At 72.9% G+C, this 19,422-nt stretch carries 20 protein-coding genes; 12 read left to right on the top strand and 8 right to left on the bottom strand.

Annotated elements, in window-relative coordinates:
* Positions 1-67 precede the first annotated feature (67 nt).
* The 4 genes from ACIQOE_RS21315 to ACIQOE_RS21300 all read left to right on the top strand — a co-directional run bounded on the left by ACIQOE_RS21315 (position 68) and on the right by ACIQOE_RS21300 (position 4,453).
* Positions 68-1,498 (top strand): basic amino acid/polyamine antiporter, encoded by a 1,431-nt coding sequence (locus ACIQOE_RS21315; protein ID WP_351322575.1) that lies wholly within the window; start codon positions 68-70, stop codon positions 1,496-1,498.
* 19 nt (positions 1,499-1,517) lie between these two features.
* A complete protein-coding gene (locus ACIQOE_RS21310) occupies positions 1,518-2,780 on the top strand; it encodes an arginine deiminase (RefSeq protein ID WP_351322573.1) in 1,263 nt (420 codons plus the stop codon).
* Between the two features lie 53 nt (positions 2,781-2,833).
* Entirely contained in the window at positions 2,834-3,502 is a 669-nt protein-coding gene (locus tag ACIQOE_RS21305; RefSeq protein ID WP_401412975.1) for a lysostaphin resistance A-like protein, read from the top strand.
* A 216-nt stretch (positions 3,503-3,718) separates the two neighbouring features.
* Positions 3,719-4,453: a maleylpyruvate isomerase family mycothiol-dependent enzyme gene (locus ACIQOE_RS21300; protein ID WP_365554172.1), complete on the top strand. Its 735-nt coding sequence runs from the start codon at positions 3,719-3,721 to the stop codon at positions 4,451-4,453.
* Between the two features lie 15 nt (positions 4,454-4,468).
* Here the strand turns inward: ACIQOE_RS21300 and ACIQOE_RS21295 are convergent, their stop codons facing one another.
* Positions 4,469-4,861: a MarR family transcriptional regulator gene (locus ACIQOE_RS21295; RefSeq protein WP_351322567.1), complete on the bottom strand. Its 393-nt coding sequence runs from the start codon at positions 4,859-4,861 to the stop codon at positions 4,469-4,471.
* A gap of 86 nt (positions 4,862-4,947) precedes the next feature.
* On the opposite strand from ACIQOE_RS21295, the gene ACIQOE_RS21290 reads away from it, so the two are divergent.
* Together ACIQOE_RS21290 and ACIQOE_RS21285 are read left to right on the top strand one after the other, a co-directional pair.
* Positions 4,948-6,423, top strand: a complete 1,476-nt coding sequence (locus ACIQOE_RS21290) for an MFS transporter (protein ID WP_351322565.1) — start codon at positions 4,948-4,950, stop codon at positions 6,421-6,423.
* A gap of 79 nt (positions 6,424-6,502) precedes the next feature.
* Positions 6,503-6,784: a DUF6332 family protein gene (locus ACIQOE_RS21285; RefSeq protein ID WP_365554168.1), complete on the top strand. Its 282-nt coding sequence runs from the start codon at positions 6,503-6,505 to the stop codon at positions 6,782-6,784.
* Here the strand turns inward: ACIQOE_RS21285 and ACIQOE_RS21280 are convergent.
* From ACIQOE_RS21280 to ACIQOE_RS21270, 3 genes are all read right to left on the bottom strand, one after another.
* On the bottom strand, positions 6,745-7,410 hold the full coding sequence (locus tag ACIQOE_RS21280) for a response regulator transcription factor (protein ID WP_365554165.1): 666 nt from the start codon (positions 7,408-7,410) through the stop codon (positions 6,745-6,747). The two genes, ACIQOE_RS21285 and ACIQOE_RS21280, sit on opposite strands and share 40 nt — an antisense overlap.
* Positions 7,407-8,702 carry a sensor histidine kinase gene (locus ACIQOE_RS21275; protein ID WP_401412971.1) on the bottom strand — a complete coding sequence of 432 codons (1,296 nt, stop codon included), beginning with the start codon at positions 8,700-8,702 and terminating at the stop codon, positions 7,407-7,409. The genes ACIQOE_RS21280 and ACIQOE_RS21275 overlap by 4 nt, the downstream gene beginning before the upstream one ends.
* A gap of 230 nt (positions 8,703-8,932) precedes the next feature.
* The gene (locus ACIQOE_RS21270; RefSeq protein ID WP_401412969.1) at positions 8,933-9,583 is read right to left on the bottom strand and encodes a TetR/AcrR family transcriptional regulator; all 651 of its coding nucleotides are present in this window, start codon (positions 9,581-9,583) and stop codon (positions 8,933-8,935) included.
* A gap of 267 nt (positions 9,584-9,850) precedes the next feature.
* Between ACIQOE_RS21270 and ACIQOE_RS21265 the strand changes: the two genes are divergently transcribed.
* A complete protein-coding gene (locus ACIQOE_RS21265) occupies positions 9,851-10,966 on the top strand; it encodes a medium chain dehydrogenase/reductase family protein (RefSeq protein WP_401412967.1) in 1,116 nt (371 codons plus the stop codon).
* An 8-nt stretch (positions 10,967-10,974) separates the two neighbouring features.
* Here ACIQOE_RS21265 and ACIQOE_RS21260 read toward each other — a convergent pair whose 3' ends face one another.
* Positions 10,975-11,667, bottom strand: a complete 693-nt coding sequence (locus ACIQOE_RS21260) for a TetR/AcrR family transcriptional regulator (RefSeq protein WP_401412965.1) — start codon at positions 11,665-11,667, stop codon at positions 10,975-10,977.
* 266 nt (positions 11,668-11,933) lie between these two features.
* Between ACIQOE_RS21260 and ACIQOE_RS21255 the strand changes: the two genes are divergently transcribed.
* Positions 11,934-12,383 carry a nitroreductase family deazaflavin-dependent oxidoreductase gene (locus ACIQOE_RS21255; protein ID WP_351322551.1) on the top strand — a complete coding sequence of 150 codons (450 nt, stop codon included), beginning with the start codon at positions 11,934-11,936 and terminating at the stop codon, positions 12,381-12,383.
* Here the strand turns inward: ACIQOE_RS21255 and ACIQOE_RS21250 are convergent.
* On the bottom strand, positions 12,373-13,677 hold the full coding sequence (locus ACIQOE_RS21250) for a geranylgeranyl reductase family protein (protein WP_351322549.1): 1,305 nt from the start codon (positions 13,675-13,677) through the stop codon (positions 12,373-12,375). The genes ACIQOE_RS21255 and ACIQOE_RS21250 overlap by 11 nt on opposite strands.
* Before the next feature lie 222 nt (positions 13,678-13,899).
* Between ACIQOE_RS21250 and ACIQOE_RS21245 the strand changes: the two genes are divergently transcribed.
* The 4 genes from ACIQOE_RS21245 (at position 13,900) to ACIQOE_RS21230 (ending at position 17,886) form a co-directional block, all read left to right on the top strand.
* On the top strand, positions 13,900-15,255 hold the full coding sequence (locus ACIQOE_RS21245) for a dipeptidase (protein WP_399009879.1): 1,356 nt from the start codon (positions 13,900-13,902) through the stop codon (positions 15,253-15,255).
* Between the two features lie 180 nt (positions 15,256-15,435).
* Positions 15,436-16,008 (top strand): TetR/AcrR family transcriptional regulator, encoded by a 573-nt coding sequence (locus ACIQOE_RS21240; RefSeq protein ID WP_351322545.1) that lies wholly within the window; start codon positions 15,436-15,438, stop codon positions 16,006-16,008.
* A gap of 82 nt (positions 16,009-16,090) precedes the next feature.
* Positions 16,091-17,074: a zinc-dependent alcohol dehydrogenase family protein gene (locus ACIQOE_RS21235; RefSeq protein WP_401412962.1), complete on the top strand. Its 984-nt coding sequence runs from the start codon at positions 16,091-16,093 to the stop codon at positions 17,072-17,074.
* Positions 17,075-17,163: 89 nt separating this feature from the next.
* Positions 17,164-17,886, top strand: a complete 723-nt coding sequence (locus ACIQOE_RS21230) for an MBL fold metallo-hydrolase (protein WP_401412960.1) — start codon at positions 17,164-17,166, stop codon at positions 17,884-17,886.
* A gap of 130 nt (positions 17,887-18,016) precedes the next feature.
* Here the strand turns inward: ACIQOE_RS21230 and ACIQOE_RS21225 are convergent, their stop codons facing one another.
* Complete coding sequence (locus ACIQOE_RS21225; protein ID WP_351322538.1) at positions 18,017-19,057, bottom strand: NUDIX domain-containing protein; 1,041 nt, start codon at positions 19,055-19,057, stop codon at positions 18,017-18,019.
* A 145-nt stretch (positions 19,058-19,202) separates the two neighbouring features.
* Positions 19,203-19,394: a hypothetical protein gene (locus tag ACIQOE_RS21220; protein WP_351322536.1), complete on the bottom strand. Its 192-nt coding sequence runs from the start codon at positions 19,392-19,394 to the stop codon at positions 19,203-19,205.
* Positions 19,395-19,422: the final 28 nt, after the last annotated feature.

Genomic DNA, 19,422 nt, shown 5'->3' with positions numbered 1-19,422 from the left:
GCGCCCGGCCCCCCGCCGCGGACGGCACGAGGTGCGGGGGGATACGGGATGTCCCATCGTGGTGGGCATGGCCCAGGCCCAGACGACCGAGAGTCCGCGTTCCTCGCCGCCTGCGGCCAAGCTGACGCTGCCCACGCTGACCGCGATGGTGGTCGGTTCGATGGTCGGCGCCGGCGTGTTCTCGCTGCCGCGCCGGTTCGCGGAGGAGACCGGTGTCGCGGGCGCGCTGATCGCCTGGGTGATCGCGGGCGCGGGCATGCTGATGCTCGCGCTGGTCTTCCAGACGCTGGCGGTGCGCAGGGCGGACCTGGACGCGGGTGTGTACGCCTACGCGAAGGCGGGCTTCGGCGAGTACCTGGGGTTCTTCTCCGCGTTCGGCTACTGGGCGAGCGCCTGCGTCGGGAACGTCACCTACTGGGTGCTGATCATGTCCACGGTGGGCGCGGTGTGGCCGGCGCTCGGCGAGGGCGACACCGTGACGGCGGCCGCCCTGTCGACGGTCGGACTGTGGGGGTTCTTCCTGCTGATTAGGCGCGGGGTGAAGGAGGCCGCGACGGTCAACAGGATCGTCACGGTCGCGAAGGTCGTCCCGATCCTGGTCTTCGTGGTCCTGGCGCTGTGCTACTTCAAGGCGGACGTCTTCGCCGCCAACTTCCACGGCGCCGACTACGCGGGCTCCCTCTTCGACCAGGTCCGCGGGACCATGCTGGCCACGGTGTTCGTCTTCCTCGGGGTGGAGGGCGCGAGCGTCTACTCACGGCACGCGGAGCGGCGCGCGGACGTCGGCCGGGCCACTCTGCTGGGCTTCCTGAGCGTCTTCTGCGTCTTCGCGTCCGTGACGATCGTGTCGTACGGCCTGCTGCCGATGAGCGAGATCGCCGGGCTGCGGCAGCCGTCGATGGCCGGGGTGCTGGAGCACGCGGTCGGCACCTGGGGGCAGGTCTTCGTCAGCGTGGGGCTGATCGTCTCGGTGCTCGGCGCCTATCTGGCGTGGACGCTGATGGCCGCCGAGGTGCTGTTCGTGGCCGCGAAGGACGACGACATGCCGCGGTTCCTGCGCCGGGCGACCGCCGCGGACGTGCCCGAGCCGGCGCTGCTGATGACCACCCTGCTGTCCCAGGTGGTGCTGGTGGTCACGCTGTTCTCGGACGACGCCTTCGACTTCGCCCTGGACCTGACCAGCGCGCTGTCGCTGATCCCGTACCTGCTGGCAGCCGCCTTCGCCGCGCGGATCGCCTGGCCCGCGCGGCGCCGGGGCGAGCTGGTCGTCGGCCTGCTCGCCACGCTCTACACCGCGTTCCTGGTGTACGCGGCCGGGCCGAAGTACCTCCTGGTCTCCTTCATCGTCTACGCCCCGGCGACCGTCCTGTTCGTGATGGCCCGCCGGGAACAGGGCCGGCGGCTGTTCTCACCGCGCGAACTGGCCGTCCTCGCGGTCTCGGTCGCCGGAGCGGTGGCCGGCGTCCTCGCCCTGGCGCTCGGCTGGATCAGTCTCTGAGTCCTCTGGAAGGTGCACCGTGAGCAGTCAAGTCCCGACGAACCGGGCCGCGTTCGGCGTCCACTCCGAGGTCGGCAGGCTGCGCAGGGTGCTGGTCTGCGCGCCGGGGCTCGCGCACCGGAGGCTCACTCCGACCAACTCCGGCGACCTGCTCTTCGACGACGTGATGTGGGTGGAGAACGCCCAGCGCGACCACGCCGACTTCGTCAACAAACTGCGCGAACGGGACGTGGACGTCGTCGAGTTGCACGACCTGCTCGCGCAGACCATGACGATCCCGGCGGCCCGCGACTGGCTGCTCGACCGCAAGATCGTCGCCAACCGGGTGGGGCTCGGCCTGGTCGACACCACCCGCGCCTACCTGGAGACCCTCGAACCCGCCCAGCTGGCCCGGTACCTGATCGGCGGCCTGGCCACGATCGACCTGCCCGACGAGTACCGCACGGACGCCCTCGCGCTGGTCCGGGAGTCCACCGGGGCCGGCGAGTACCTGATGCCGCCGCTGCCCAACACCCTGTACACCCGCGACACCACGTGCTGGCTCTACGGCGGGCTCACCCTCAACCCGCTGTACTGGCCGGCCCGGCACGACGAGACCCTCCTGATGAAGGCCGTCTACACCTTCCACCCCGGTTACAAGGACGCCACCGTGTGGTGGGGCGATCCCGAGACCGACTGGGGGCAGGCGACGTTCGAGGGCGGTGACGTGATGCCGGTCGGCAACGGCGTCGTCCTGATGGGCATGAGCGAGCGCACCTCGCGGCAGGCGATCACCCAGGTCGCCAGGGCGCTCTTCGACCAGGGCGCGGCCCGGCACGTGATCGTCGCCGGGATGCCGCGGCTGCGGTCCGCGATGCACCTCGACACGGTGTTCACCTTCGCCGACCGGGACCTGGTAACCCTCTACCCGGCCATCGTCGACGGGGTGCACGCCTTCTCGCTGCGGCCCGCCGACCGGCCGCCCGGCATCGAGCTGACCGACGAGGGCACCGGCACGTTCGTCGACGTGGTGGCGAAGGCGCTGGGCCTGCCGGAGCTGCGTGTGGTCGAGACCGGCGGTGACGTCTACGCCTCGGAGCGGCAGCAGTGGGACAGCGGCAACAACGCGGTCGCCCTGGAGCCGGGCGTGGTCGTCACCTACGACCGCAACACCCAGACCAACACGCTGCTGCGCAAGGCGGGCGTCGAGGTCATCACCATCGTCGGCGCCGAACTGGGCCGGGGGCGCGGCGGCGGGCACTGCATGACCTGCCCGCTGCTGCGCGACCCGGTCGAGTTCTGACGCCGCCGGGGTCGGCGGTGCCGGGGCCGCGGCTCCCCACCCGAGTCGCCCTGGTGGCGGTGGTGGCCGTGCTGGTGGCGGTCAACCTGCTGGACAACCGCTTCGCCAGGTCCTGGATCCTGCTAACCGCCGTCGTCGCCTCGGCGGCCCTGGTGGCGCTGCTGTTCTGGGCCGGCGGCGACCGGGCGGAGCTGGGACTCGGCCGGAACACCCTTGCGGACGGGCTGCGTTGGGCGGTCGCGCTGACCGGGATCGTCGCGGCGGTCTATCTCTGCGGGGCTCTGCTGCCGGTCACCCGCGGGCTGTTCGCGGACCAGCGGACCGACGCGCTGAGCGGACCGCAGGTCGCCTTCAAGGCGCTGGTCGCGGTGCCGGTGGGGACCGTGCTGCTGGAGGAGATCGCCTTCCGCGGAGTGCTGTTCGCGCTGCTGCGGCGGCTGCGTACGGCGACGACGGCCGCCGTCCTGTCCTCCGTGCTGTTCGGCCTGTGGCACATCCTGCCCTCACTCGACCTCGACGAGGACAAGCCGACGCTGGGTGCGGTCTTCGGGCACTCGGTCACGGGGGCCGTCCTGGTGGACGTGGGGGCGGTCCTGTTCACCGCCGTCGCGGGCTGCCTGCTGTGCTGGCTGCGCGACCGCAGCGGCTCCCTGCTGGCACCGATGGCCCTGCACTGGGCGGTCAACGCCCTGGGCTACACGGTGGGATTCCTGCTGCGCTAGACCCGGCCTGCGGAACCGGGGCGCGGGTGCCGGCGCGGGTACGGGCGCGAGCGTGGGTAGGGGCGCGGGTACGGATGCGGGTGCGGTGCGGAGACCGTCGCGCGGGTCGTGGCGCGGGCGCCGGTGCGGGGCCGGCGGCACGGGCGCGCCGCGGACGCTCAGGCCGGCGCGCGGGCCGGGCGGCCGGGCGGGGGCCGTATCGGGCAGACTCGCCGCATGGAGACTGCCGAGTATCTTCAGATCCTTGACCGGGAGGGCCGGTCGCTGGTCGCCGCCGCCGAGGCGGCCGGCCTCGACGCCAAGGTGCCGACCTGCCCGGAGTGGCGGGTGCGCGACCTGCTGCGGCACACCGGGACCATCCACCGGTGGGCCACGGGTTTCGTCGCCGACGCCGAGTCCGGACCCCGGCCGATCCCGGATCCGCCGGACCTGGACGGTACCGACCTGACCACCTGGTTCCGGGACGGCCACCGCATTCTCGTCGAGACCCTGGCCGGTGCGCCGCGGGACGTGACGTGCTGGACCTTCCACCCGGCCCCCGTCCCCTCGTCCCTCGTCTTCTGGCTGCGCCGCCAGGCCCACGAGACGACCGTGCACCGGTACGACGCCGAGGCCGCCCGGGGCGGGCCGGTCTCCCCCGTCGCCACGGATTTCGCGGTCGACGGTATCGACGAACTGCTCCGCGGCTTCCACGGCCGCCCCCGCAGCCGCGTCCGATCCGAGTACCCGCGGGTGCTCCAGGTGCGCGCCGCCGACCGGGACGCCGCCTGGACGGTACGGCTGTCGACGGAACCGCCGGTCACGGAGGCCGGCGCGCTCCCCGGCGCGATGACCGAACTCTCCGGCCCCGCCGACGAGTTGTACCTCGCGCTGTGGAACCGGGTACCGGTGCCGAAGGTGACGGGCGACCCGGAACTGGCCGACCTGTGGCGGACCAGGTCCGGCATCTGACCGCCGCCGTACTCCTCAGCCCGCCAGCATCCGGGTGAGCACCGCGCGCTGCACCGGCAGGACCTCGCCGTGCAGCGCGCGCCCCTTCCCGGTGAGCGCCACCCGCACGCCCCGCCGGTCCTCCGGGCACATGGCCCGCTCGACCAGGCCGTCCTTCTCCAGCCGGGCGACCAGCCGGGACAGCGCGCTCTGGCTCAGGTGCACCCGCTCGGCGATCTCCTGGACGCGGTAGCTGCAGCCGCCGTCCTCCGCCGCGCCGTCGGAGAGCAGGTCGAGGACCTCGAAGTCGCTGGCGCACAGGCCGTGGCCGTGCAGGGCGCGGTCGAGTTCGCACTGGGTGCGGGCGTGCAGGGCGAGGATGTCCCGCCACTGCTCCGCGAGTGCCCGCTCGGGCTTCTTCGCCGACATCCCGGCACCGTAGCAGAGAAGCGCAAATGTTGCACCGGAATTAAATGCCCTTGCATTCGATGCATATGCATGTAGTGTCTGTGGGCATGACCTCTCCGCTCACCGCCCCTGCCTCCGAGGGACGCTGGACTCCCCGCCTGTGGGGCACCCTGCTGGTGCTCTGCGCCGCCATGTTCCTGGACGCCCTGGACGTCTCGATGGTCGGCGTCGCCCTTCCCTCGATCGGCTCCGACCTGCAGCTGTCGACCTCCACGCTGCAGTGGATCGTCAGCGGCTACATCCTCGGCTACGGCGGTCTTCTGCTCCTCGGCGGCCGGACCGCCGACCTGCTCGGCCGCCGTCAGGTGTTCCTCGTGGCCCTCGGCGTCTTCGCCCTCGCGTCGCTGCTCGGCGGCCTCGTCGACTCCGGCCCGCTGCTCATCGCCAGCCGCTTCATCAAGGGACTGAGCGCGGCCTTCACCGCCCCGGCCGGCCTCTCGATCATCACGACCACGTTCCCCGAGGGCCCGCTGCGCAACCGCGCCCTCGCCATCTACACCACCTGCGCCGCCACCGGCTTCTCCATGGGCCTGGTGCTGTCCGGCCTGCTCACCGAGGCCAGCTGGCGCCTCACCATGCTGCTGCCCGCCCCCATCGCCCTGATCGCGCTGGTCGCCGGCCTGCGGCTGCTGCCGCGCAGCACACGCGAACGCGACCACAACGGCTACGACATCCCCGGCGCGATCCTCGGCACCGCCTCCATGCTGCTGATGGTGTTCACCGTGGTGGAGGCCCCGCAGGTGGGCTGGGCATCGGCCCGCACCCTGCTGTCCTTCCTCGCGGTCGCCGTCCTGCTGACCGTCTTCGTCCGCGTCGAACGCCGCTCCCCCGGCCCCCTCATCCGGCTCGGCGTGCTCCGCTCGGGCAGCCAGGTCCGCGCCCAGCTCGGCGCCGTCGCCTTCTTCGGCTCCTACGTCGGCTTCCAGTTCCTGACCACGCTGTACATGCAGTCACTGCTCGGCTGGTCGGCCCTGCACACCGCCCTGGCCTTCCTGCCCGCGGGCGCGCTCGTGGCGGTGTCCTCGACCAAGGTCGGTGCGATCGTGGACCGCTTCGGCACCCCGCGGCTGATCGCGGCGGGCTTCACGTTCATGGTCATCGGCTACGCCCTGTTCCTGCGCGTCGACCTCGACCCGGCCTACGCGGCGGTGATCCTGCCGTCGATGCTGCTGATCGGCGCGGCCTGCGCGCTGGTCTTCCCCTCGCTCAACATCCAGGCCACCAACGGGGTCGACGACCACGAGCAGGGCATGGTCTCCGGGCTCCTCAACACCTCCGTGCAGGTGGGCGGCGCGATCTTCCTGGCGGTCGTGACGGCCGTCGTCACCGCGGGCGCCCCGGCGCACGCGACGCCGCAGGCCGTGCTCGACAGCTACCGCCCCGGCTTCATGGTGGTCGCCGGCGTGGCCCTCGCCGGGCTCCTGATCACCCTGACCGGGCTGCGCACCAGGCGCTCCGGGCAGAGCGTGGTGATCGCCAGGTCCACCTCCCTGGAGGCGGAGCGCGTGTCCGTGCGCGACTGACACGCGACTGAGGGGACGCCCCCCGTGTGCCCGGCGGAGCCGATTGCTCCGCCGGGCACACGGCTGGGACACTGCGGAGATGACGACCCACGGGGGACGGCGCGGTCAGGCCGAGCGGGACGCGATCACCGTCGAGATCGGATACGCGCTGTGCAGTGCGGTGTTCGCGGCGGTCGTGGTCCTCGGGGCGGTGGCCGGACCGGCCCTCCTCTTCGATCTGCCGCGACTCCTGGAACGTGCACTGCCGGCGACGGGCGCGGCGCTGGCCACACTGGTGTTCTTCGCCCGGGTCGTCGCCGTGCTGGTCCGCTTCCAGCGGTCTCAGCCCAGCCAGCCCGGCCGGACCAAGCCCGACTCGTAGGCCAGCACGACCAGTTGGGCCCGGTCCCGGGCGCCCAGCTTGACCATGGCACGGCTCACGTGCGTCTTGGCGGTGAGCGGGCTGACCACCAGGCGCCGGGCGATCTCCTCGTTGGACAGGCCGATGCCGACCAAGGCCATCACCTCCCTCTCGCGTTCGGTGAGCCGGGCGAGGGCGTCGGCGGCGGCCGGCTCCTTGGAACGGGCCGCGAACTCGGCGATCAGCCGCCGCGTCACCCCCGGCGACAGCAGCGCGTCGCCGCCCACCACCGCCCGGACCGCGCGCACGAGTTCCTCCGGCTCGGTGTCCTTCACCAGGAACCCGGAGGCGCCGGAGCGGATCGCCTCGAAGACGTACTCGTCCAGTTCGAACGTCGTCAGCATCACCACCCTGACGTCCCGGAGTTCCTCCGCGCCGGTGATCCGGCGGGTCGCGGCCAGGCCGTCGAGCCGCGGCATGCGGATGTCCATCAGGACGACGTCGGGACGGAGTTCGCGCACCTTGCGCAACGCCTCCTCGCCGTCGGCCGCCTCTCCGGCGACCTCGACGTCCGGCTGGGCGTCGAGCAGCGCGCGGAAGCCGGCCCGCACCAGCGACTGGTCGTCGGCGAGCAGTACCCGGATCATCGTTCCTCCCGGTCGGTCGGCGTCGGATCGGTACCGTGCGGGGTCCTTCCGGGCCGGGACACGGGGGGTTCCGGTCCGGTCAGGGGCAGGACGGCGAGCACCCGGAAGCCGCCGTCGGCGCGCGGGCCCGCCTCGATCGTGCCGCCCAGCGCCGCCGCCCGTTCCCGCATCCCGGCCAGCCCGTTCCCGCTGCCGCCCGCGTCCGCGCCGGTCGCCGGACCGTCGTCGTCGATCCGCAACCGCAGCTCCCCGCCGCCGTGTTCGAGCCGTACGCGGGCCTGCCGGGAACCCGAGTGCCGTACGACATTGGTGAGCGCCTCCTGGACGATCCGGAAGGCCGCCAGGTCGGCTCCCGGCGGCAGCCGCGGCGGCGCTCCCGCCACGGTCACCGTCAGTCCCGCGCCCGCCGCCTGCTCGACCAACTCGGGTAACCGCCCGAGGCCGGGAGCGGGAGCGCGCGGCACGTCGCCCGGGGTGCGCAGGGTGTCGAGGACCTGACGTACCTCACCGAGCGCCTCCTTGCTCGCGGCCTTGATGGTGGTGAGCGCGGTCCTGGCCTGCTCGGGGTCCGCGTCCAGGAGCGCCAGGCCCACCCCCGCCTGGACGTTGATCACGGAGATGCTGTGCGCGAGCACGTCGTGCAGTTCGCGGGCGATGCGCAGCCGTTCGGCGTCCGCCCGCCGCCGGGCCGCCTGCGCCCGGTCGGCCCGCTCCCGCGCCCACTGCTCCCGGCGCAGCCGGACCAGCTCGGCCACGGAGACGATGATCAGCACCCAGGTGGCGGCGATCAGCTCCTGTCCCGCGTTCGCCCCCGAGTCGCCCTGCGGAGGCAGCACGCGGTACAGCCAGAGCGAGATCAGCAGGTGGCCGCCCCACAGCATCCCCACAGCCGTCCACGCGGCCCGGCGGCGCCCCGCGACGACCGCGCCGAAGCAGGCCACCGCGACGGCCGCGAAGACCGGACCGTACGGGTAGCCGGCCGCGAGGTAGCCGAGGGCGAGCGCCGACGTGCCGAACACGACCGGCACCGGGTAGCGGTGCCGCCACAGCAGCAGCGCGCAGGCGGCCAGGAGCAGCAGGCGGCCGTACACGTCCAGCGGCTCGCGGTGCGGCTGCGCGTGCGCGGCGAAGTTCGAGCCCGCCAGCACCAGCACGGTGAGGGCGACGGTGGTGCGCCACGGCAGCCGCCCGCGCGTCGGCCCGTCCGCACCTTCGTCGTCGCGGTACGGCCACGGCGGACCGTACCGCCACCACCGCGCGGGGCCGCGCTCCCGTTCCCGCTGCTCGTCCATGTCCGCCACGCTAGACGGCACCGGGCCGCGGGAGCGTCGGCCCGGCGAGGTGATCACACGTACTCCCCGCGGAGTAGGCCGCCGGGCGGAGCGGGGTGGCCGCCGGGCGGGGTGGAGCGGGCCGCCGGGCGGGGTGGAGCGGGGTGCGTCCGAGGCGACGTGGAGTGTGGCCGCGGTGGAGCGGGGTGCGGCCACGGGGGTGCGGTCGCGGGGGCGGGGGGTGCGGCCGGTCAGCGGCCGGAGGCCAGTTCGGCGACCTCGGCGTCGAAGAGCCGCTCCGGGTCGAAGCCCATGCCCGTGAACTGTCCGGCGAGTTCGAGGGAGAGCACGCCGTGCATCCGGGTCCAGAACGCCAGCGCCCGGCGCAGGACATCGGGCGAGGCGGGGTGGTCGCCGGCCCACTCGCGGTGCTGGGCGAGGTGCGCGGTGAAGCCCGCGGAGGCCGGCGCCTCGGGCTCGGCCGTCGCGCACACGTCGAGCAGCGCGCCCATGATCTCCTGGGCGATGGCGGTGATGTCGTCGGGCGCGTGATACCCGGGCACCGGGGTCCCGTAGACGAGGAAGTACCGCTGGGGGTCGTCGAGCGCCCAGCGGCGCAGGGCCCGCGCGAGGCCTTCGACACCGGCCCGCGCGTCGGCGGCGGTGCGGAAGGTGTCGGCCAGGCCTCGGTAGGCGTCCCGGATCAGCTCGGTGATCAACTCGTCCCGGCTGCCGAAGTAGCGGTAGAGGGCCGGACCGCTCATGCCCAGTTCCTTGGCGATCGCGTTGAGGGACAGGCCCGACGCGCCGGACTTGGCGATCTGCGCCCAGGCACGCTCCTTGATGTCGGCCCGCACCTGGCTCCGGTACCGCTCGCGGGGGGTCACTGCTTCTGCGGCCATGCCCTGCACGCTCCTTTCGCTTGCGCGGCTGCCGCCTGACTCGTTGCGGCTCATAGGGGCTATTCCACCCGTTTCAACCTATCACTTCCGGGATGGCTTCTAACCGTTGTTCGGCCACCCCACGACGCTACCGCTTGACACCATCGCTAGTAGCCGTCATTTTAGTTATAGCTTCTAACGCAAGCGAATGCCCCTCCAGTCCGCGACTGCATCTACGCGGTTGCACCTACAAGCTGCACCTACAAGGAGACCGCCATGGAGGTCGTCATGAATTCCGCAGAGAACCCCGCGCCCCAGGCCCCCGCCCCCGGCCGCGCCACCGGCACCCGGCTCGTCGAGGTGGTCCTGCCGGGTGTCGTGGAACCCGAGGGTCTGCAGATCCGGCACGGGGAGGTCCCGACCCCGGGCGCCGGTCAGATCGTCGTACGCATGGAGGCCACCGGGGTCTCCTTCGCGGAGCAGCAGATGCGCCGCGGCCGGTACTACGACCAGCCGCCGTTCCCCTTCGTCCCCGGCTACGACCTGGTCGGCACGGTGCTCACGGCCGGCGAGGGCGTCACGCCCGGACTCGTCGGCAGGCGGGTGGCGTCCCTGGTCAAGGTGGGCGGCTGGGCCAGTCACGTCGTGCTCGACGCGGCCGACGCCGTGGAGGTGCCGGCCGGGATAGGCGCGGCGGAGGCCGAGACGCTGGTCGTCAACGGGATCACGGCCTGGCAGATGCTGCACCGCAAGGCGAGGGTGCGGCCCGGCGGCACGATCCTGGTGCACGGCGCCAACGGCGGGGTGGGCACGGTCCTCGTCCAGCTCGCGCGCGCCGCCGACCTGCGCGTCATCGGCACGGCCTCGGCCCGCCACCACGAGGCGCTGCGCGAGATGGGCGTCACCCCGGTCGACTACCGCGCCGAGGACGTCCCGACCCGCGTCCGCGAACTGGCTCCCGGCGGCGTCGACGCCGTCTTCGACCACCTCGGCGGACGCAGCGTGGTCGACTCCTGGAACCTGCTAGCCCCTGGCGGCACGCTCGTCGCCTACGGGAGTGCCACCACCCGGGACGACTCGGGCTCCAAGCAGCTGCCCGTACTGAAGATCCTCGGCCGGGTGTGGCTGTGGAACGCGCTGCCCAACGGCCGGCACGCATACTTCTTCAACGTCTGGGAGGGCCGCGCCCTCGGCAAGGACCGCTTCCGGGCGCGACTGAACGCCGACCTGACCCAGGTGTTCGAGTCCTTCCGGCGCGGTGAGGTCACCGCCCGCATCGCCGCCCGGCTGCCCCTCACCCGGGCCGCGGAGGCCCTGCGGCTCGCCGAGTCCGGGACGGTCGCGGGCAAGATCGTGCTCGTCCCGGAGGACGGCGCCGGCACGACGGCCACCCCGGCGCCGTGACCTCCTCGCTACGGGAAGACCAGACCCACTCCGTGGGCGAGCTGTGCGGCCGCGTGCCGGAAGAACCGGTCACGCTCCTCCACGACTCCCTTGAACTGGCCGAACAGCTCGAACCCGACCAGCCCGAACAGCTGCGCCCAGGCCGCGGCCATGGCGACGGCCACCTCCGGCGGCAGGCCCGGCATCAGCTCGTCGGCCATCCGGCGGGCCTCGGGCGCCAGTTCGGCCGGCACGGGGGTACGGGCCAGACCGCGCCGCTCGAACGCGTCCTGCAGGATGCCGATCAGCACCAGGGCGACCCGGGCGGCCGGCTGGATGGTGGTGTCCGGGGCCGAATAGCCGGGCACCGGCGAGCCGTAGATCAGCGCGTACTCGTGCGGGTGCGCCAGCGCCCAGCGGCGCACCGCCTCGCACACGGTGACCCAGCGCTGGGCCGGCGCGGTACCGGCGTCGGCGGCGTGCGCGGTCTCGGCGGCCTCGCCGAGGGAGTCGTAGGCGTCGATGATCAGCGCGGTGAGCAGGTCGTCCCGGCTCGGGAAGTAGCGGTAGAGCGCCGAGGAGACCATGCCCAGTTCACGCGCGACGGCACGCAGCGACAGCTTGGGAGCACCTTCGGCGGCGAGCTGTTTGCGCGCCTCGTCCTTGATGGCCGCGGTGACTTCCATCCTGGCTCGCGCGCGGGCGCCCTGTGTGGTGGTCATGCGAAGCAGTCTGCCACGCATGCAGAGCGGTGCACACGTTCCGGAGCGCTGCACGCGTTCTGGAGCGATGCACTGATTGCGGAGCGGTGCACGCGGACTGGAGCACTGCACTCGCTCCCCGGCGAGCCCACCGCCCGAAACGAGTGCACCGCACACAAACAAGTACACCGCACAAAAAAGAGAGCACCGCTCTTGCTTTGGAGCGTCGATCTCCCCCACACTGAAGTCAACCGAGAGCACCGCTCTCTCAAACCGTGGGGGTCACCGTGTCGACACACGTCCAGAAGCCCGGCTGGTTCACCGTCAAGATCTTCAACCAGGCCGTGGGCTGGCTCACCGGGCGCGGCATCAGCATCTGGGGCTCCCGCGTCCTCGCCGTCCGCGGACGCAAGAGCGGGGAGTGGCGGACCACCCCCGTGAACCTGCTGACCGTGAACGGGGAGCAGTACCTGCTCGCGCCGCGCGGCCACGTCCAGTGGACCCACAACATGCGCGCCGCCGGCGGCGGCGAACTGCGGCTCGGCAAGAACGTGGACGTCTTCACCGCCACCGAGGTCGCCGACGACGACAAGGTCGAGCTGCTGCGGGCCTACCTGAAGCGCTGGAAGGCCGAGGTCGGGGTCTTCTTCAAGGGGGTCGGTCCCGATTCTCCCGATGCCGACCTGCGCCGTATCGCCCCCGACCACCCGGTCTTCCGGATCGCCGTCACGAAGTGACCGGGCCCTCCGAGTCCGTCTCGTCGCGCTCGTCCCTGTCGTCCCGCTCGTCCGCGTCGGCCTCGTCGGGCTTCGCCGGGGCCGCGGGCTCCGGGGCGAAGGTGGTGAGGGCGCGCTGGGCAAGCGGGTGGGAACGGACGAGTTCGCCGAGCGTGGTCCGGCCCTGGGTGATCTCCTTGAACGCGCGCCAGGCGGGGCGGAAGCCGGTCAGGGCCGCGTGGAACAGGCCGGGCCTGCGCTCGAACACCGCGAGCATCCGCTTGCCGACGCTCATCTCGACGCCGAGGCCCGCCTTGACGGCGAAGGCGTAGTTCAGCGCCTGACGGCGGGTGTCCACGGCGTCGTGGGCCTCGGCGATCCGCACCGCCCACTCTCCCGCGAGCCGTCCCGAGCGCAGCGCGAAGGAGATGCCCTCGCGGGTCCACGGCTCCAGGAGGCCCGCCGCGTCACCGCAGACGAGCACCCGGCCCCGCGACAGCGGCGAGTCGTCGGCGCGGCAGCGGGTCAAGTGGCCGGAGGAGATGCTCGGTTCGAAGCCGGCGAGGCCGAGCCGGGCGATGAAGTCCTCCAGGTACCGCTTGGTGGCGGCGCCTTCACCGCGCGCCGAGATCACGCCGACGGTCAGCGTGTCGCCCTTGGGGAAGACCCAGCCGTAACTGCCGGGCATCGGGCCCCAGTCGATGAGCACCCGCCCCTTCCAGTCCTCGGCGACCGTCTCGGGCACCGGGATCTCCGCCTCCAGGCCGAGGTCCACCTGGTCGACCTTGACCCCGACGTGGGCGCCTATCCGGCTGGCACTGCCGTCGGCGCCGACCACCGCGCGGGCCAGCAGGGTCTCGCCGCCCTGGAGGACCACCGCGACCGTGCGCCGGTCCGGGACGGCGGAGCCGTGCTGCTCGACGCGCGTGACGGTGGCGCCGGTGCGCAGTTCGGCGCCCGCCTTCTGGGCGTGCTCGACCAGCTGCTGGTCGAACTCGGGCCGGTTGATCAGCCCGAACATCATCTGCTTGGAACGGCGGGTGCGGGTGAAGCGGCCGTTGTTGGAGAAGGTGACCGCGTGCACCCGGTCCTTGAGGGGAAGCTCGAAGCCGGGCGGGAGCGCGTCGCGCGAAGGCCCGATGATGCCGCCGCCGCACGTCTTGTAGCGGGGCAGCTCGGCTTTCTCCAGCAGCAGCACGCGCCGTCCCGCGACCGCCGCCGCGTAGGCCGCCGACGCACCCGCGGGCCCCGCGCCCACCACGACGACGTCCCACACCCGCTGCATGTCGTCCGCCGAAGAATTCTCACCGCTCACGATGGTCCGCTGCTCCGATCAAGCCGTAGAAGCCGTAAGTGCCGTATGCCCTATCAAGCCATAGGTGCCGTACGACCCGTGGGTCGGGGTCAGGCCCTGTCCGTCCGTAGCCGGGCACCTACCACCTGTCCCCCCGCATCCTACGGCGGAGATCACCGCAGGCCGCTGTGGGAGGATCGGTCGACTCACCAGTTCAACGTCGCACCCACGAGGAGCGTGCCCATGTCGTCCAATCCGGTCGCCGAGACCGTCGCCGCCCTGCTGCCCAGGGCCAAGGCGGAGCTCGCCGAGCTGGTGGCCTTCAAGTCGGTGGCGGACTTCGCCCAGTTCCCGAGGAGCGAGAGCGAGGGCGCCGCGAACTGGGTCGCCGACGCGCTGCGCGCCGAGGACTTCGTGGACGTCGCCGTGCTGGACACCCCGGACGGCACGCAGTCGGTGTACGGCTACCTGCCGGGCCCCGAGGGTGCCAAAACGGTCCTGCTGTACGCGCACTACGACGTGCAGCCGCCGCTGGACGAGGCCGCCTGGACCAGCCCGCCGTTCGAGCTGACCGAGCGGGACGGCCGCTGGTACGGCCGCGGCGCCGCGGACTGCAAGGGCGGTGTGATCATGCACCTGCTGGCGCTGCGCGCGCTGAAGGCGAACGGCGGCGTCCCGGTCCACGTCAAGGTGATCGCCGAGGGCTCGGAGGAGATGGGCACCGGCGGTCTGGAGCAGTACGCCGAGCAGCACCCCGACCTGCTGACGGCGGACACGATCGTCATCGGCGACACCGGCAACTTCCGCGTCGGCCTGCCGACGGTGACCACGACCCTGCGCGGCATGACCATGCTCCGGGTCCAGATCGACACCCTCCAGGGCAATCTGCACTCCGGGCAGTTCGGCGGTGCCGCCCCGGACGCGCTGGCCGCGCTGATCCGCGTGCTGGACTCGCTGCGCGCCGAGGACGGTTCGACGACCGTCGACGGGCTCGCCCCGGAGTCGGACTGGGAGGGGCTGGAGTACGGCGAGGAGCAGTTCCGCAAGGACTCGAAGGTGCTGGACGGCGTCGGTCTGATCGGCGGCGGCTCGGTCGCCGACCGCATCTGGGCGCGTCCGGCGGTCACGGTGCTCGGCATCGACTGCCCGCCCGTGATCGGCGCCACGCCGTCGGTGCAGGCGAGCGCCCGCGCCCTGGTCAGCCTGCGGGTACCGCCGGGCGTGGACGCGGCCGAGGCGGGCAAGCTGCTCCAGGCCCACCTGGAGGCGCACACGCCGTGGGGGGCCCGGGTGCGGACCGAGGCGGTCGGTCAGGGCCAGCCGTTCCGTGCCGACACCACCAGCCCGGCGTACCAGGCGATGGCCGACGCGATGACCGTCGCCTACCCCGGCGAGACGATGCAGTACGCGGGTCAGGGCGGTTCCATCCCGCTGTGCAACACGCTGGCGAGCCTCTACCCGGACGCCGAGATCCTGCTGATCGGGCTGAGCGAGCCGGAGGCGCAGATCCACGCGGTCGACGAGAGCGTGTCGCCGCAGGAGCTGGAGCGGCTGTCGGTGGCGGAGGCGCTGTTCCTGCGGAACTACGCGGCGGGCTGACCTCCTTCTCAGCGGTACGGCCGCCCGGTGGGGCGGATTCTCATGCAGGGCTTGTGACGGGCTCCGGCGACCGGCCGGGGCCCGTCCGTCGTTTCCGGCGGCCTGTGCGGTGGGCGTTTCGGTCGCGCCTTGCGAGGCTTAATCGAACGAACTAGTCTGTTCGATTAAGGAGGCGGAACGATGGCGACGCAGTTCAGGAAGACGAAGTCCGAGGAGCGGATCCTCACCGCGGCGGCCGAGCTGTTCTACGCGAACGGGCTCCGCGGCGTGGGCGTGGATCAGGTCATCGCGGCCTCGGGCGTCTCGAAGTCGACGCTCTACGCGCACTTCCGCACCAAGGAGGAGCTGGTCGCGGCGTACCTGCGGCGGACCGACGACTCCTGGACGGCGCAGTTGCGGGCCGCGGCGGAACGCGCGGGCGACGATCCCGCGGAGCGGCTCGTCGGGCTGTTCGACGCGCTGACGGACGCCTTCGACCGGCACGGCTTCTTCGGGTGCCCGTTCGTCAGCGCGGCGGTCGAGGCCGAACTGGACTCGGAGGCACGGGCCGTCACCGTGCGGCACACCCGGCGCCGCCAGGAGTGGCTGGCCGAGCTGAGCCGGCAGGCCGGAGCCGGTGATCCGGACGGGCTGGCCCGCGGGATCGGGCTCCTCGTCGACGGTGCTCTGGCCTCGGGCCGCCTCCTCCAGGACCGCGCCGTCGTGAGCGCGGCGAAGTCGGCGGCGCGCGTGCTCGTGGCCGGTCACGTCTGACCGCCTCCGCCGCCCCGCCGGACCGGCCCGCCCCGCGCCGGTCCCCCGCATCCGTCCCGCACAGCAGGAAAGAGGCGCAGTCATGCGCGCAGCAGTTCTGGAGGAGTTCGGCTCCCCGCTGGTCCTCACCGACATCGAGAAGCCCGTGGCGGGCCCGGGCCAGGTACTGGTCAGGGTGAGGGCCAGCGGTGTGAACCCGCTGGACACCAAGATCCGGGCCGGGCGAGCCGATCACGCCCGGCGCACCCTGCCGGCCATCCTCGGCCTGGACCTGGCCGGAGTGGTCGAGGAGACCGGCGCCGGGGTCGACGGCCTCGCACCGGGTGACGAGGTCTTCGGCATGACGGGCGGCGTCGGTGACGTGCCGGGCTCGCTCGCCGAGTACGCGGCGGTCGACGCCCGGCTGCTCGCCCGCAAGCCGTCCTCGCTCTCCCCGCGTGAGGCCGCGGCCCTGCCCCTGGTCTTCATCACGGCCTGGGAAGGCCTGGTCGACCGGGCACGGGTCCGCGCGGGACAGCGGGTCCTCGTCCACGGCGGAGCGGGCGGGATCGGTCACGTGGCCGTGCAGATCGCCCGTGCCCGCGGCGCCGAGGTCTTCGCCACCGCGTCCACCCCGCGGCTGGACGTCGTCGGCCGCCTGGGCGCCACGGCCATCGACCGCACCACCACGACCGTGGACGAGTACGTCGCCGAGCACACCGGCGGCGAGGGCTTCGACGTCGTCTTCGACACCGTCGGCGGTGCGGTGCTCGACGCCTCCTTCACCGCGGTCCGCACCGGTACGGGGCACGTGGTGAGCGCCCTGGGGTGGGGCACCCACAGTCTCGCGCCGCTCAGTTTCCGCGGGGCGAGCTATTCCGGGATCTTCACCCTGCTGCCGCTGCTGACCGGGCGCGGGCGGGAGCACCACGGGGAGATCATGCGTGAGGCCGCGGCACTCGCCGACGCGGGGGCGCTGCGGCCGCTGCTCGACCCCCGCCGCTTCACGCTCGCCGACGTCGCCGACGCGCACGCCGCCGTGGAGAGCGGCACCGCCCAGGGCAAGATCGTGATCGACGTCGGCTGACACGGCCTTCCGGGGCCGCGCCGACGCGGTTCTCTGCTGTCGGCAGACACCCCTCGCCCGGGGGCGCGGCCGCTGCCTACCTTCGGGGCATGGACGTCGTCGAACTCCTCCCGCGGCTGCACCTGCTGCGCTTCCCGGTGGGCCAGGCCTACCTCTGGCACGACCCGGACACCGGAGACTGCACGCTGGTCGACACCGGCCCGCCCGGTTCGGGCCGGCCGATCGCCGACGCGCTCACGGCACTGGGCCGTGCGCCGTCGGCGGTAGGGCGGATCGTCCTCACCCACTTCCACGAGGACCATGTCGGCGGAGCCGCCGAGTTCGCCGCGCTGAGCGGCGCCGAGGTACTGGCCCACCGGCTGGACGCTCCGGTGATCCGCGGCGAACTCCCGGGGCCGCCGCCGGTGTTCGAGGACTGGGAGCTGCCCGTCCACGCCGCGGCGGCCGCGTTGCTGCCCGCCGGCGGGCCGGTCGCTCCGGCCGAGGTGGCGGAGGTCTCCGACGGGGACGTGCTGGACTTCGGCGGCGGCGCCCGCGTCGTGCACGTCCCCGGGCACACCGATGGCAGCATCGCCCTCCATCTGCCCGCCCACGGCGTGCTGTTCACCGGGGACGCGGTGGCGGCGGCGCCGGGTACGGGCGCGGTGCTGCCCGGGGTGTTCAACCTCGACCGGGACCGGACGCTCGCATCCCTGCGGCGGCTGGCCGAACTGGACTCGGAAGTCGCCTGCTTCGGCCACGGCGATCCGGTGACCTCGCACGCGTCCCGGGCGCTGCGGGCCTGCGCGGACGGCCCGGAACCGCCGCGGTGACCAGGTGTCCTGACCGGGCACCCGCGCGATGCGGCACCGGCCGCACCGGTCTGCCGGCCCCTGCCCCGCCGGGCGACGGCGAGCCGGCCGGGCCGGTCGCGGCAGGCGGGTGCGGGCCGCCGGGCGGGTGTCAGCCCACCGGGACGCCGGCCTCCAGGTAGAGCGCCGCGCCGCGTTCGCGGGCCCGCAGGGCCCACCGCAGTCGTTCGTAGCGCACCGGGGGCAGCAGCTCGGCGGCCTCCTGCTCGGTGACGAAGCGCCAGCCGCGCAGTTCGGGCCCCGGCAGCACCAGCCGCCCGGCCTCGGCGGAGTCCAGCCTGCCCCCGTCGAAGAGCAGCCGCAGGCCGCCGTAGCGGGGTGGTACGGGCCGCTCCCAGTCGACGACGAGCAGCCCGGGTGCCGTCTCCAGCCGTATCCCGGTCTCCTCCGCCACCTCGCGCACGCCCGCCTGCGCGGGAGCCTCGCCGGGCTCGACGACGCCGCCGGGGAACTCCCAGCCGGCCTTGTAGGTGGGGTCGACGAGCAGGAATCGGTCCTCCTCGTCGAAGAGGAGCACCCCGGCCGCGAGGGTCTCCGCGGTGGGCTCCGGGGTCTGCACGATCTCGCAGACGGTCGCGGCACCGCTGCCGACGGCCTCGGCGATGTACACGGCCGTCTCGTACGGAGTGAGGGCGCTGGTGTCGACGAGATGGGCGTCGGCGGCGATCCAGGAGGCGAGGGCGGCGCGGTAGGGCTCGATGCGGTCGTAGGACCACTGGCGGACGCGCATCTCGCCGTCGGGCAGGTCGGGCGGGATCTCCCGCCCGGCTATTCGCTCGCGCAGGATCGTTTCGGCCGGGGTCAGGCACAGATGCCGGACGGCGATCCTGCGGGCGGCGAGCCCCCCGAAGATCTCGTCGCGGTACTCCTGGCGCAGCAGGGTCATGGGAACGACGAGGGTCCCGCCCAGTTCGGCCAGCATCGCGGCGGCCGTGTCGATCACCAGGCGCCGCCAGATCGGCAGGTCCTGGAAGTCGCCGGCCTCGGCGAGCTGTTTGGCCGGCAGCAGGTGTGTCAGTGCCCCGCCGATGACCTCGGGGTCGAAGAGCGTGCTGTTCGGGATCAGTTCGATCAGTTCACGTGCGGTGGCGCTCTTCCCCGCACCGAACGCACCGTTGACCCAGACGATCACGGACTCCCCCTCTTCTGTTGGCCCCCTGAGGCTTGCCCGCTCCACACTGCCACGGAAACCAGTTCCCGTTGAGGGCGCGCCGAACGCGGGGCCGGTGATCCCCGGGCGGAACACCGGTCCCGTCGTCCGCTTCCGTCCCGGCCGGTTACTCCTGGCCCAGGAAGTCCCGGTCGGTCTGGAAGCTGTCCTCGCCGACGAGGTGGCCGACGTGCTCCAGGGTGTCCGAGATGTGCAGGTCGTCGAGCGGACCGTCGGTGGCGGCGTGGGACGGGGTGACGGCGGCCACGACGAATCCGGTGGCCAGGCTGGCGATGGCGAGCATGCTGCGCTTCTTCATGCCTGTCTCAACTGCGCGGACGGCCGGG

The sequence above is a fragment of the Streptomyces sp. NPDC091282 genome (assembly GCF_044757385.1).
In the GTDB taxonomy this organism is placed as follows: Bacteria; Actinomycetota; Actinomycetes; order Streptomycetales; family Streptomycetaceae; genus Streptomyces; species Streptomyces gramineus.
The sequence above is the reverse complement of the archived record's forward strand: the minus strand, read 5'-3'. Positions and strand labels throughout refer to the sequence as shown.